Source organism: Streptomyces sp. NPDC031225, from assembly GCF_055570355.1.
On the sequence record NZ_JBVIHJ010000003.1, the window covers coordinates 97,288 to 110,643 of the forward strand.

11 protein-coding genes are annotated in these 13,356 nt (G+C 71.1%); 4 read left to right on the plus strand and 7 right to left on the minus strand.

Annotation, left to right across the window (positions count from 1 at the left end; all coding sequences use genetic code 11):
- Nucleotides 1-51: 51 nt before the first annotated feature.
- Both ACZ48Z_RS06000 and ACZ48Z_RS06005 read right to left on the minus strand, forming a co-directional pair.
- Nucleotides 52-966 (minus strand): squalene/phytoene synthase family protein, encoded by a 915-nt coding sequence (locus ACZ48Z_RS06000; RefSeq protein WP_468734569.1) that lies wholly within the window; start codon nucleotides 964-966, stop codon nucleotides 52-54.
- A gap of 456 nt (nucleotides 967-1,422) precedes the next feature.
- On the minus strand, nucleotides 1,423-2,277 hold the full coding sequence (locus ACZ48Z_RS06005) for an MOSC domain-containing protein (RefSeq protein ID WP_468734570.1): 855 nt from the start codon (nucleotides 2,275-2,277) through the stop codon (nucleotides 1,423-1,425).
- A gap of 274 nt (nucleotides 2,278-2,551) precedes the next feature.
- Here ACZ48Z_RS06005 and ACZ48Z_RS06010 point away from each other — a divergent pair, with 274 nt between their 5' ends.
- Nucleotides 2,552-2,725 (plus strand): hypothetical protein, encoded by a 174-nt coding sequence (locus tag ACZ48Z_RS06010; protein ID WP_468734571.1) that lies wholly within the window; start codon nucleotides 2,552-2,554, stop codon nucleotides 2,723-2,725.
- A 235-nt stretch (nucleotides 2,726-2,960) separates the two neighbouring features.
- Nucleotides 2,961-4,601, plus strand: a complete 1,641-nt coding sequence (pgm, locus tag ACZ48Z_RS06015) for a phosphoglucomutase (alpha-D-glucose-1,6-bisphosphate-dependent) (RefSeq protein WP_468734572.1) — start codon at nucleotides 2,961-2,963, stop codon at nucleotides 4,599-4,601.
- 72 nt (nucleotides 4,602-4,673) lie between these two features.
- On the opposite strand, the gene ACZ48Z_RS06020 is transcribed toward pgm, so the two are convergent.
- On the minus strand, nucleotides 4,674-5,603 hold the full coding sequence (locus tag ACZ48Z_RS06020) for an AraC family transcriptional regulator (RefSeq protein WP_468734573.1): 930 nt from the start codon (nucleotides 5,601-5,603) through the stop codon (nucleotides 4,674-4,676).
- A gap of 100 nt (nucleotides 5,604-5,703) precedes the next feature.
- Here ACZ48Z_RS06020 and ACZ48Z_RS06025 point away from each other — a divergent pair, with 100 nt between their 5' ends.
- Nucleotides 5,704-6,633 carry an MBL fold metallo-hydrolase gene (locus ACZ48Z_RS06025; RefSeq protein WP_468734574.1) on the plus strand — a complete coding sequence of 310 codons (930 nt, stop codon included), beginning with the start codon at nucleotides 5,704-5,706 and terminating at the stop codon, nucleotides 6,631-6,633.
- Nucleotides 6,634-6,688: 55 nt separating this feature from the next.
- Here the strand turns inward: ACZ48Z_RS06025 and ACZ48Z_RS06030 are convergent, their stop codons facing one another.
- Nucleotides 6,689-7,984 (minus strand): MFS transporter, encoded by a 1,296-nt coding sequence (locus tag ACZ48Z_RS06030; RefSeq protein WP_468734575.1) that lies wholly within the window; start codon nucleotides 7,982-7,984, stop codon nucleotides 6,689-6,691.
- Nucleotides 7,985-8,511: 527 nt separating this feature from the next.
- On the opposite strand from ACZ48Z_RS06030, the gene ACZ48Z_RS06035 reads away from it, so the two are divergent.
- Complete coding sequence (locus ACZ48Z_RS06035) at nucleotides 8,512-9,900, plus strand: MFS transporter (protein WP_468734576.1); 1,389 nt, start codon at nucleotides 8,512-8,514, stop codon at nucleotides 9,898-9,900.
- Between the two features lie 63 nt (nucleotides 9,901-9,963).
- Here the strand turns inward: ACZ48Z_RS06035 and ACZ48Z_RS06040 are convergent, their stop codons facing one another.
- From ACZ48Z_RS06040 to ACZ48Z_RS06050, 3 genes are all read right to left on the minus strand, one after another.
- A complete protein-coding gene (locus ACZ48Z_RS06040) occupies nucleotides 9,964-11,883 on the minus strand; it encodes a helix-turn-helix domain-containing protein (RefSeq protein ID WP_468734577.1) in 1,920 nt (639 codons plus the stop codon).
- An 82-nt stretch (nucleotides 11,884-11,965) separates the two neighbouring features.
- Complete coding sequence (locus ACZ48Z_RS06045) at nucleotides 11,966-12,766, minus strand: 3-hydroxybutyrate dehydrogenase (protein WP_468734578.1); 801 nt, start codon at nucleotides 12,764-12,766, stop codon at nucleotides 11,966-11,968.
- 54 nt (nucleotides 12,767-12,820) lie between these two features.
- Nucleotides 12,821-13,300: an NUDIX hydrolase gene (locus ACZ48Z_RS06050; protein ID WP_468734579.1), complete on the minus strand. Its 480-nt coding sequence runs from the start codon at nucleotides 13,298-13,300 to the stop codon at nucleotides 12,821-12,823.
- Between the last annotated feature and the right edge of the window lie 56 nt (nucleotides 13,301-13,356).

Here is a 13,356-nt window from a genome sequence, read left to right on the forward strand (position 1 = left end):
GCGGCCACGCCACCACCCGGCGGTCCGACAGGGCCCGCTCACCGGGCCCGTTCACGCGTAGGCCCCGCCCCTTGCATGCCGTCTCTCGCGGAGCAGGACGGCGAGCGGCACGCGGACGCCGTAGCCCACCGCCCGCCGCGTGACGGACGTACCGGTGTTCTCGACGCGGGACAGCTGGTGCTCGGCCAGGTCCAGCAGGGCCCGCTGCAAGGGCCGGAACCCCGGCACCGTGGAGTCCTCCAGAGCTCGCGAGGCGGTCAGGGACGTCCTGGTCCTACGGCAGGTCTGGGCGACCAACTCCCGTACGGCCGCGGTGTCCTGGCCCTGTTCGAGGTCGGCGCGGGTGACACCGAGGCGGTCCAGGTCCTCCTGCGGCAGGTAGAGGCGCCCTTCGTTCAGGTCGTCGGTGAGGTCGGTCAGGAAGTCCAGGCGTTGCAGCCCCTCGGCGAACGACCGGCAACGGGACCGGAACACCTCGTCGCCCCCGCCCTCGTACTGCAGGTCCTCGATCAGCATCAGGGCCGGCAGGGCCAGGTTGTCGACATAGCGCTGGAAGTCGGCTTCGGTGGCATGACCGGTGAAGTGCAGTTCCTCGGTGGTGGCCTTGAGGTAGGTGTGCACCCAGTGGTGCGGGAGCCGCCGTACCGCCACGGTGTGCAGGAAGGCCCGCAGGACCGGGTCGTCGGCGTGCCCCGACTCCAGCCCCGCGGTGACGTGTTCGGCCCAGGCATGCCAGCGCGGCAGACGCTCGTGCAGCGGCCCCTGGTCGGCGAGGTCGTCGGTACGGGCGAGGAAGGCGTAGGCCGCGACGACGTGCGGGTGCAGCGCCGGGGCCACCAGCAGGCGTACGGCGGCGTAGTGGGCGAGGATCCTGCGGGCGAAGACCCGGGCGGCGGTCGCGTAATCCGCGTGCAGGGAGCGGTCCCGCACCCCGGCCGCCGTGAGCCTGCGATCCCAACTCGGCACCTGACACCACCCTTTACTGTCCGACCCGAGCTGCTGGACCGCCACGAGCCTGGTCGGACACGGTGTCGGCAGGGCGGTCGGACCGACCTTAACCTCCGCTGCGCGTGGCCCGCAGGGGGAGGCCGCAGGATGGCCGGCCTTCGGGGACGCTGCAAGTGCCGTGTCTGTGACCGGCGTTCAACTACAGGCGCCGCTCGTCGCGTTCTGGAGCAGCCGTGCGACAGCCGCTGCGTTCAGGTCGTGCGGAGGCGCGGTCGGGCCATGATTGTGATGCCAAGGGTGGGTCCGCTGACGAACTGACCCGCCGCGTGCGGGACCGTGGGCACGCCGGCCATGAAGCCGAGCGCGGTCCGCTTCACGCCGGGTCAGCAAACGGTGGCCTCCCTGGGGCGCGTTGCGAGGGGCGACACCCGAAGGCAGCTCGACGGAAGCCCCCTTGGGGGCTCGGTCCGACGGTCACGAGGGCGCGGCGGTCTCCTGCAACGTGAGCACGTCACCCACCCGAACCGTGCCCGCCTCCAGGACGTCCAGGTACACCCCGAGGCAGGAGAGCCGGCCGAGGTCGAACACCGGGATGCGGTGCTCGCGGGCGACCGCACGCATCATGGCGGGGTCCGGCGGCAGTTCGTCGTGACCGAGGGTGGGAACCACGCAGCGCGGTGTGGGCACCACGACCCGGAACAGTGCCTCCCCCGCCCGCAGCCGTGCGCCCAGCCAGGCGTCCTCGGGGAATCCCGGTGCATCGCCGGTGTCCACGACGAGGTTCGGCCTGAAGCGGCGCGCGTCGAAGTCCCCGCCCGGATACACGGTCCGCATCCGGTCCAGGGCCGCCATCGTCACGAGATGGACTCTGCCGAAGTCGAAGAACGTCCCGGGCGCGACACGACCCGTCGTGACGCGCTCCCCCGTCCCGTCGACGAAGGCCGACTCCCGCACCACCTCGGGCACACCGCCCTCGTAGTCCGGCACCGCGCGCTCAAGCCTGCCGTGTTCGGGCACCACGGCGGAGACGAACACCTCACGGCCCAGCAACGTGCAGAGCCGTCGCCCCAGTTCGGGGTCCTCGACCGACAGGGCGGTACCGTCCGGCAGCACGACGCGGACCACACCCGCATCGTCCAGACGACTGCGGCAGCGCAGCAAGTCCCCCCACTTCCGCGGGTGTTTGGCGCTTCCGACCGCACCCGATCCCTCAAGCACGGCATACACCCGGTCCCCGGCCACGCCTCGCTCGGTGACGGTCACGGAGGTCACGTCCTCCCCCAGCATCGACTTCACCGGATACCGGTACAGCGCTGTCACAGTCCCCATGGACCGATTATGGCGACCGCGCCTTCGGTGTCGGCCGAGCGCCATTTCGAGGGCTGCAGAAAGGCGGATCAAGCCGGGTATGAGCGCGGATTCTCCGGGTAGCAGGAGCAATGCCTGTCGGGGAGGGGCCGTCACACCTGGGGAGGTCGAGGCGGCCCTTCCCTCCCCGTACAGGTATCCGTGCCCGCCGGCACAGGATGTGGACTGCGAAAGGACCGGGCGACAGGCAGACACACCGGCACCTACTGCCTCATGGCCACCGGGATACGACGGCTTGGCCCTATCTCTCCACGCCCCGGCGTCGCGCGATCCCTTCGAGGCGTTCGAGATCGCGTTGTGCGGCGACCGGGTGGGCGAGGTCGAGGGCCATCCCTGCGCGGGCGGTCACATAGAGGACGTCCTGTCGGGTGGCCGCGTCGAGGCCGGGGACGGCAGCGCCACACCATAGGACGGTCGACGCACGCATCGCCCGCGAATTTCCGGGCCACGGACCGGGGCCGCCGGGAGCTCCGGCCGGTCACGACCGAACGTCGTGGCTCCGTCGACGACCCTCCTCACCGATGCGCGTGCCGCACGCCCGCGCTCGTCCGACCCGGACCGCATCGGCCGCCCCCCGCGCGTCCCGGCGGCCCGGGCAGGGGAGAATGGGAGCCGTACCCAACGGTCGACGGAGGAGCGGGGACATGCAGGACGCGCGCGCAGGACAGGTCGCCGGGCCCGAGGACCTCATCGATGTGGCCCGCCTGGTCACGGCGTACTACGCACTCCACCCCGACCCGGCGGAACCGGGGCAGCGGGTGGCGTTCGGCACCTCGGGCCACCGCGGCTCGTCCCTCACGACGGCGTTCAACGAGGACCACATCGCGGCCACCAGCCAGGCCATCTGCGAGTACCGCGCCGCACAGGGCACCGACGGCCCCCTCTTCCTCGGCGCCGACACCCACGCCCTGTCCGAGCCCGCCCGGGTCACGGCGCTGGAGGTGTTCGCGGCCAACGAGGTGACCGTCCTCATCGACCAGGCCGACGGCTACACGCCCACCCCGGCCGTCTCCCACGCCATCCTCACCCACAACCGCAACCGCGCCTCCGGCCTCGCCGACGGTGTGGTGGTCACCCCCTCGCACAACCCGCCCGCCGACGGCGGCTTCAAGTACAACCCGCCGAGCGGCGGCCCCGCAGCGTCCGCGGCGACCACCTGGATCCAGGACCGCGCCAACGAGATCATCACGGGCGGCCTGAAGGACGTACGACGCATCCCCTACAGCCGCGCCCTGGCCGCACCCGGCACCGGACGCCATGACTTCCTCGGCACCTACGTGGCCGACCTGCCGAACGTGCTGGACCTGGACGCGATCCGGTCGGCCGGGGTGCGCATCGGCGCGGATCCGCTGGGCGGCGCCTCGGTCGCCTACTGGGGCCGGATCGCCGAACAGCACGGGCTGGACCTGACGGTGGTCAACCCGCTCGCCGACCCCACCTGGCGTTTCATGACGCTCGACTGGGACGGCAAGATCCGCATGGACTGCTCGTCGCCGTACGCCATGGCCTCGCTCATCGAGCAGCGCGACCGGTTCGACATCGCCACCGGCAACGACGCCGACGCCGACCGGCACGGCATCGTCACTCCGGACGCGGGCCTGATGAACCCCAACCACTATCTGGCCGTGGCGATTTCGTATCTCTTCTCCCACCGGGAGCAGTGGCCCGCGGGTGCCGGGATCGGCAAGACCCTGGTGTCGTCCAGCATGATCGACCGGGTCGCGGCGGACGTCGGCCGTCCGCTGGTCGAAGTCCCCGTCGGCTTCAAGTGGTTCGTGGACGGTCTGTCCGACGGCACACTCGGCTTCGGCGGCGAGGAGTCGGCGGGCGCGTCCTTCCTGCGCCGCGACGGCTCGGTGTGGACCACCGACAAGGACGGCATCGTGCTGGCCCTGCTCGCCTCCGAGATCGCCGCCGTCACCGACAAGACCCCCTCGGAGCACTACGCGGGGCTCACCGACCGGTTCGGCGCCCCCGCCTACGCGCGTGTCGACGCCCCGGCCACCCGCGAGGAGAAGGCGCTGCTCGCCAAGCTGTCCCCGAGCCAGGTCACCGCCGACACCCTCGCGGGCGAGCCGGTCACCCAGGTGCTCACCGAGGCCCCCGGCAACGGCGCCGCCCTCGGCGGGATCAAGGTCGCCACCGCCAACGCCTGGTTCGCGGCCCGCCCTTCGGGCACCGAGGACGTCTACAAGATCTACGGGGAGTCGTTCCTCGGCCCGGACCATCTGCGCCAGGTCCAGGAGGAGGCCAGGTCCGTGGTTCTGTCGGCGCTGGGCGGCTGACACGGGGAGAACGTCCGTACCCCCCTCGTAACTCGGCGGGTCGGCGCAGTGGGGCGGGTTGATCAAAACCCCTCAAGTGGAGGCAGGTCGCCCCGCTGCCGCTGCCCGGCACTGCCCCGGGGTGGTACCGAATTCCCGGGTGAAGGCATGAGAGAGGGCGTACGGGGTGCCGTAGCCGACGCGGCGGGCGATGGTCGCCAGCGGGTCCGGGGTGTCGCGGAGCTGGGTGGCGGCCAGGGTGAGGCGCCACCAGGTGAGGTATGCCATGGGCGGGCGGCCGACCAGCGTGGTGAAGCGGCGGGCCAGGGTGGCGCGGGACACGCCTGCCTCCGCGGCCAGGCGGTCGTTGGTCCACGGGGCGGCCGGATCCGAGTGCAGCGCCCGTAGGGCGGCGGCCGCCACCGGGTCGCCCAGTACGGTCGACCAGGTGCCGCTCGTGCCCTGGGCTGCCCAGGATCGGATCATGTAGACGAGGAGCAGGTCGAGCAGGCTGGGCACCGCGACGCAGGCGCCGGGCCCTTGTGCGGTCAGTTCATGGCCCAACAGGTCGACAGCGGCGCGCAGTTCGGGATGGGTGCCCACTCGGTTCGGCAGGTGGACGACCTTCGGCAGTTCCGCCATGAGCGGGTGCAGACGGCTGCGGTCAAGCCGGTACTTGCCGCACAGCATCCGCACCTCGCCGGAGGTGGCCGGGGGCCGGCTCGGCTCCGTCCCGTCGACCCATCGCTCGAACGGCACCGCGTGTTCCACCGTCGTCGCATCGGCGGGGGCGTCGGCCATCACATGCCCGGTGCCGTGCGGCAGCAGCACCACGTCACCGGTGCCGAGTGAGACGGGAGAGCCACCGTCGGGCAGCAGCCAGCAGCTGCCCTCCAGGACCACATGGAAGCCCGCACCGTCGTACGGCGCGAACCGCGTGCACCAGCTCCCGCTCACCCGCACCCGATTCGATGACGGACGCCCGATGCGCACTGCCGAGACCGCGTCGCTCACCACATCCATCCGACGAGGATATCAACAGCGTCAACGGTGAGACGAATGCGTATCTGCATGAGCCAATCAGGCATTGAGAGGCTCATTCGCCGGGTCTACAGTCGATGACATGGAGAGCAAGGACATGGAAGGCGCGAGCAGGCAGAGCATCATGTTCGGCGATGTCGAGGCCGTCCGAGTCGTCGAGTGGCAGGGGGCGTTCGCGCCCGCACGCGGCATGGTCCCGGAGTCCGGCACCGAGGTGTGGAAGGGCAACGAGGACTGGCTGGCGCCGGATCACTGGGAACCGGACAGCGACAGGGCGATGGTGACGCTGCAGACCTGGGTGCTGCGCAGCGGCGGACGGACCGTACTGGTCGACACCGGAGTGGGGAACGGGCGCGAGCGGCCCGGCTCGGCACGGTTCCACCACTGGCAGGGCGATTTCCTGGGTGGGCTGGCACGGGTCGGGGTACGGCCGGAGGACGTCGATGTCGTCGTCAACACCCACGTCCACGGCGATCACGTCGGGTGGAACACCGTTGCCGTGGACGGCGGTTGGGAGCCCACGTTCCCCAACGCCCAGTACCTCATCCCGGCCGCGGACGACTTCCACTTCGGACCGCAGAACGCTTACGGGAACGGCCGCCGGGAGGATGACCGGCTGATCTACGAGGACAGCATCGCGCCGGTGCACCGGGCTGGGCAGAGCGTCCTGTGGGACGGCACCCACCGCATCGACGACCACCTCACCCTGGAGTCCGCTCCGGGCCACACGCCGGGCTCATCCGTGCTGCGGCTCGCATCGGGAAGCGACCGGGCGGTCTTCGTCGGCGACCTTCTGCACAGCCCGGTGCAGATCCTCACGCCCTCCTGGAACAGCCGCTTCTGCATGGACGCGGCACAAGCAGTGTCCAGCCGCCGTCGCATCCTTGAACGGGCCGCCGGTGAAAACGAGTTGGTCATCCCTGCCCACTTCGGCGGCGCGGGCGCCGTGGAAGTCCGGCAAGAGGGCGGCAGGTTCGCCCTCGGGCGGTGGGCGGCCTACGGCACGGAGTAGGCGGCCTCAGTCATGGCGACGTGCTTGCCTGCGGGTCTGTCCGGCATCAGGGGGATCATGGATGGGCGGGCCCTGCGCCCGCTGGAAGCACCCGCCCCAGGCGGGCGAGCGGGGACAAGGCCATCACCACGGGCGACAGCAGCATCCCTGCGGCCGTCACCAGGAGACCGGTGCGCAACCCCCACTCCCCCGCGAGGAATCCGCCGAGCAAGGAGCCGAGCGGGGCCGACCCCATGCCCACAAACGTGATCGTGGCGGCCGCACGACCCTGCATGCTGTCCGGAGTAACGGTCTGCCGGACAGCCATGACCGTGACATTCACCAACTGGCCGCCCGTCCCGAACACGAAGCTGACCGCGAGGAGCACGGGAACCGTCACCGCAGAGGTGCCGTGCAGCGCGGGCACACAGAGGAACGCGCCGTCCCCGAGTGCCGCAGCGGACATGAGTACCGTGCCATACCCGAACCGGCTCGGCAGGCGGGCGGCCAGCACCGAGCCCAGGAGCACGCCAGGCCCTGTCGCCGCGAGCACCAGCCCGATCGCGGTGCCCGAGAGGTGCAGTTCCCGCGGCAGGAAGAGCAGATAGACGGTCGTCATGGCGGCGTAGGAGAACTGGAAGGCGGCCGAGGCCAGGCACACGGTCCGCAGCGAGCCGTCGCTCCCGACGAAGCGCAGGCCCTCATGAATCCGTCGCCCTATGTGAGGGGGATGTTCCGAGCGCCCCGGGACCGATTCGGTGCGCCGAATCCGGCGGATCGACAGGAACGACAGCACGAAGAAGAGCGCACTTGAGGCGGCAGCGATCGGCGCCGAGAGCACCGACACCAACGCGCCACCGAGGGCGGGGCCGCCGATCTGCGCCGCGGACCGGCTGCCCTCGAGCGCACTGTTGCCCCGCACCAGCTGATCGCGTTTCACCAGCCGGACGAGAGACGCCTGGTAGGCCACGTCGAAGAACACGGACAGGGCCCCGACGGCGAAGGCGACCACGAGCAGGGCGGGCAGGCCGAAGAGGCCGAAGAGGCCGGCCACGGCGGCGGCACCCAGTGCCAGGGCCCGGCCTGCGTCCGTGAGAACCATGACCGTACGGGTCCGCCACCTGTCCACCCAGGCGCCGGCGAAAAGTGCGAGCAGCAGAATCGGCGCCTGCCCCACCGCACGGAGGACGCCCAACTGGCCGGCTCCGGCGCCGAGTGCCAGGACGGCGTAGAGCGGCAGCACCAACAGGCCTGCGTGTTCGCCGAGTTGGGAGGCGCTCTGACCCAGCCAGAGTCTGCGGAAGTCGGTGTCCCGCCACAGAGACCGAACAGGTCGACCGGACTCGGATTCAACGGAGGAAGCGGACGGCACGAGGATCCCTTGCATTGCCGACAACGAGGCCCGCCACCGGGTACACGGAAGTGCACCGACGGTTCAGGGCAGGGAAAGGCTCGCTGTGCCGCGACAGCAAGGGCAGCACGCGATGACAGGCCGATCACGGCCTACGACGTCAACGCGCGCTCGGACGACCGGGCATGTCTCAGCTCCTCGTGGGTCACTGGCCGAACCTGAACGCTAGCCCTCGGCGGCCGAGCAGGAAACACGATTGATGCCGGCAAGGACGGCCCAGCGGCTCGGACCACCATGCCACCGCCGGGTGCGCACTCGACGGGCATCGTCGCGCGGTCGCCCGCCCAAGGGCTCCGGCACCCGGCGCGGCCCGCGGACCCCTGAGGCTCCGTGGGCTCTCGCAACGGCGCCGGCCACGCCCTCATGGTGGTCACACGCACTTCTTCACGCGGAACTATGGTGCCCCGCCACATGTGCCGCTGACATGCGGATTCCTACGGTATGGCAACACGAACGCGTCCCCTGCCTACCGCTTGGAAGTGGTGCCGATGTCCTCCCCCGCGACCGCTCCCCCACCCCCCGCCAGCCTCAAGCGCATCGTCGCCGCCAGCCTCATCGGCACCACCATCGAGTGGTACGACTTCTTCCTCTACGGCTCCGCGGCCGCCCTGGTCTTCAACAAGCTGTTCTTCCCCGACTCCGACCCGCTCGTCGGCACGCTGCTGTCCTTCCTGACGTACGCGGTCGGATTCGCCGCCCGCCCGCTCGGCGCCCTGGTGTTCGGGCACTACGGCGACCGGCTGGGCCGCAAGAAGCTGCTGGTGCTGAGTCTGCTGCTGATGGGCGGGGCGACGTTCGCGATCGGCCTGCTGCCCACCCACGCCACCGTCGGCACCGCCGCACCCGTGCTGCTGACCGTGCTCCGCCTGGTCCAGGGCTTCGCGCTGGGCGGAGAGTGGGGCGGGGCCGTGCTGCTGGTGTCCGAGCACGGGGACGCGCGCAGGCGCGGATTCTGGGCCTCGTGGCCGCAGACCGGAGCGCCCGCCGGGCAGCTCCTCGCGACGGGTGTGCTGTCGCTGCTGACCGCCGTTCTGTCGGATGCCGCGTTCGGCAGTTGGGGCTGGCGGATTCCCTTCCTGCTCTCCGGTGTCCTGGTGGTCGTCGGCTTGTGGATCCGGCTGTCCGTCGACGAATCCCCCGTGTTCAAGCAGGCGTTGGCGCAGGCGGAGGCACGCAAGGCGGCGCGTGACGGTGAACCCGAGAAGCTGCCGCTCGTCTCCGTGCTGCGCGACCACTGGCGTGACGTGCTGGTCGCGATGGGGGCGCGCATGGCGGAGAACATCAGTTACTACGTCATCACCGCGTTCATCCTCGTCTACGCCACCACGTCGGCCGGTGTCTCCAGGCAGACCGCCCTCAACTCTGTGCTGATCGCGTCGGCCGTGCACTTCGCCGTGATCCCCGCCTGGGGGGCGCTGTCGGACCGGATCGGCCGCCGCCCGGTGTACCTGTTCGGCGCGGTCGGTGTGGGCTTGTGGATGTTCCCGTTCTTCTCGCTCGTCGACACCGGCGGCTTCGTCAACCTGATCCTCGCGGTGACCGTCGGTCTGGTGCTGCACGGTGCCATGTACGCGCCCCAAGCCGCCTTCTTCTCCGAGATGTTCGCGACCCGGATGCGGTACTCCGGTGCCTCCATCGGCGCCCAGTTCGCCTCGGTCGCGGCCGGTGCGCCCGCCCCGCTCGTCGCCACCGCGCTCCTCTCCGAGTACGGCAGTTCCACCCCGATCGCCCTCTACGTCATCGCCGCGGCCGTCCTCACGGTCGTCGCCGTCGGTGTCGCCAAGGAGACCCGCCACCGGGACCTGGCCGACGTCGAACCGGCCGCCGGGGCCGAGTCCGCGGCCACCTCCCCTGCGGCGGACGCGCATACCGTCTGAAACTCCCGGACCCGACCGGCCCCCGTACGTCCGTGCGCGCGGGGGCTACGAGGGCTTCGGGGGTCAGTGCCGTGGTGCCGCCGACAACCGCTGCAGCCGCAGGGCGAGTTGCACCTCCAGGGCACGGGCGGGGCTCTGCCAGTCCTCGCCGAGCAGACGACCGACGCGCTCCAGTCGCTGGGCGACGGTGTTCACGTGGACGTGCAACTCGTCCTTGGTGCGTGCGGGGCTCATCCCGCAGGCGAAGTAGGCATCGAGGGTGCGCAGGAGATCCGTGCCGCGCCGTTCGTCGTAGGCGACGACCCGGCCGATGGTCCGGTCGACGAATCCCGCGATGTCCCGGTCGCCCGCCAGGAGCAGCCCGAGGAACCCGAAGTCCTCAGCGGCGGCACCGTCCCCCGAGCGGCCCAGAAGACGCAGTGCGTCGAGGCAGCGCCGGCTCTCCTCGTAGGCGGCGGCCACGGCGTCCAGGCGGTCGGCGGGGTCGCGCACCGGGGCCGAGGCGCCGACGGTGACGGCTTCGTGGACGGCCGCGCCGAGGTGTCTGGCGGTACGGCGGGCCAGTTCGGTCGCGGTGTCCCCGGTGGCGAGGGGAAGCAGCAGGACGGTGCCGCCGTCGCGGGCGGCTGCCAGACCGTGCCGGGTGGCGGCGAGGTGGGAGGCCGCTGACCACAGGCGCCTGCGGGCGGCCGCCTCCTGGTCGGCGTCGGCGGTGGAACCGTCCAGGCGGGCGGCCAGCACGACGTGGGTGGCGTCGAGGTCGGCATCCAGTCGCGCGGCACGCTCGCGCAGCAGACGCGGGTCGCGGTCACGGGCGTCGAGCAGGTCGTCCAGAAGCTCGCCGCGCACCCGCTGTTCGGCCTCCGAGGCGGTACGCCGGGCGAGCAGCAGCAGCGAGGTGACCATCGCGGCGCGCTCCAGCGTGCGCTGGTCGACGGGGTCCAGGCCGGGATGGCCGCGCAGCACGAGGGCGCCGAGGAGTTCGCCGCCCGCGGCGACGGCGGCGATCCAGTCGTCCTGGTGCCGCACGGCGTGTCCTTCGGCCCGGGAGGTCTCCAGCGCCGCGGCCGGTGCCGTCTCGGCGAACTCGACGGTGCCGTCGAGGATGTGGGACACGGCTGCCGACACGTCGTGCACTCCCCCACCGCGCAGCACCAGTTCGGCGAGCCGGTCGTGGACGTCGGAGGCACGCTCGATAACAGCGCTGCGGTCCCGGATGATCTCGTTGGCCCGCTCCAGTTCGGTGAGGGCCGAGCGGGTCTCGGTGAGCAGGTGGGCGGTGTCGATGGCGGCCGCGGCCAGAGCGGCGAAGGAGCCCAGGAGCGCGATCTGCTCCCGCTCGAAGACCCGGGCACGCCGGTCCGCCGCGAACAGCACCCCGATGACGTGGTGCCCGAGCGTCAGCGGTACGCCGAGGATGGCGACCAGGCCCTCGTCCCGTACGCCCGCGTCGATGGCGAGGGTGTGCCGGAAGCGGTCGTCCTTGAAGTAGTCGTCGGTGACATAGGGGCGGGAGGTCTGGGCGACCAGTCCGCCGAGCCCTTCACCCATCCCGATCCGCAGTTGCTGGAAGCGGGCGGCGACCGAGCCCTCGGTGACCCGCATATAGGTGTCGCCCCGCGCCGGGTCGTTCAGGCTGAGGTACGCCACGTCCGTGCCGAGCAGCGACCGGGCACGCTGCACGATGGCCCGCAGCACCGCGTCCAGGTCTCTGAGCCCGGCCAGGTCGTGGGCGGTCTCGAACAGGGCGGACAGCTCGGCCTCCCGCCTGCGCCGGCCCTCCAGTTCGGAGCGCACGCGTAGGGCCAGCGCCTTGGCTGTTTCGAGCGCGGCGATCCGGTCGGCGGGCCGCCCCTCGGCGCGTGCGATCAGCACCGGCTGCTCGTAGGCGTCGGCGGACGCGCCCCTGGCCAGCAGGTCGAGGAAGGGTGCCTCGGCACTGCCGACGGAGCGCGCTGCGGACTGCACGTGATCGCTGGACATGCTCACAGGATTGCTCATCGTGCGCTCACCCCGTCAGGCCTGTGGAAAACTCCGGACCGGTCGGCGTGCCGACCGGTGCCTTTCAATGCGCTGTCCAGCCACCGTCGAGAACGAGCGACGTGCCCGTCACGAACGACGCCTGCGGACTGCACAGGTACGCCACGGCCTCGGCGACCTCCTCCGGTTCGATGAGCCGCTTGATCGCGCTGTCCTGGAGCAGTACCTCGGACACCACGCGCTCCTCGGGGATGCCGTGAGCCCGGGCCTGGTCGGCGATCTGCCGCTCGACCAGTGGGGTGCGCACATAGGCGGGATTCACACAGTTGGAGGTCACTCCGTGTGGGGCACCTTCGAGGGCCGCTGTCTTGGACAGGCCCTCCAGACCGTGTTTGGCGGCCACATAGGCGGATTTGTAGGCCGAGGCGCGCAGACCGTGCACCGAGGAGACGTTCACGATCCGTCCCCACCGCTGGCCGTACATGTGCGGCAGGGCGCCGCGGATCAGGCGGAACGGCGCCTCCAGCATCACGGTGAGCACCGTGTGGAACACCTCGGGCGGGAACTCCTCGATGGGGCGGACCAGTTGGATGCCGGCGTTGTTGACCAGCACGTCGGTGCCCGCGGCGGCCTGCTCGGCGGCGTCCAGGTCGGTGAGGTCGACGAGCTGCGGTTCGACGGTGCCCGCCAGCCCCGCCGACCGCTCCGCGAGTTCCTCCAGACCGGCCGCGTCCCGGTCGACCGCTCTCACCTTGGCCCCGGCCGCCGCCAGCCGCAGCACACAGGCGCGCCCGATGCCGCCGGCGGCGCCGGTGACAAGGGCGGTACGGCCGCCTAGGTCGAATGTGGGGGTGTGGGGTCCCGGGAGGGCGCTGCTAGCGGTCATGCTCCGACCCTAGGCAGCCCCGGGCCCTCACCACATGTGGTCCCACCCCATACTTCAGTCAGAACTCGTAGAGTCGAACCATGTGGGTGCGTCCATGAGCGCCTGCTTGATCCGCAGCAGTCCGAACTCGTTCAGCTCCGGCAGGGCGTCCACCGCGAACCACCCCACCTCCAGTGACTCGTCGTCGTTCACCCGTGCCTCGCCGCCGACGGCTCGGCAGCGGAACGAGATGTCCATGTACTGGCAGGTGTCGCCGTTGTCGTAGGTCACGGGCCGGAGCGCCTGGACCACGACGGTCCGCTCGACGACACAGCGCACGCCCGTCTCCTCCTCGACCTCGCGCACGGCACAGGCCGCGGGCTGCTCCCCCGGCTCCGGAATGCCGCCGAGCAGCGACCACCTGCCGGTGTCCGAGCGGCGGTTGAGCAGCACTCTGCCCTCGTCGTCGAAGACGACGGCGCTGACGCCGGGGAGCCAGAGGAGGTCGTGACCGATGGAGCTCCGCAGGGTGCGGATGAAGTCAGGAGTAGCCATGGCTGCGACCCTAACTCGCCGGTGGCACCCCTCCGGCGATCTTGACAGAACGGACG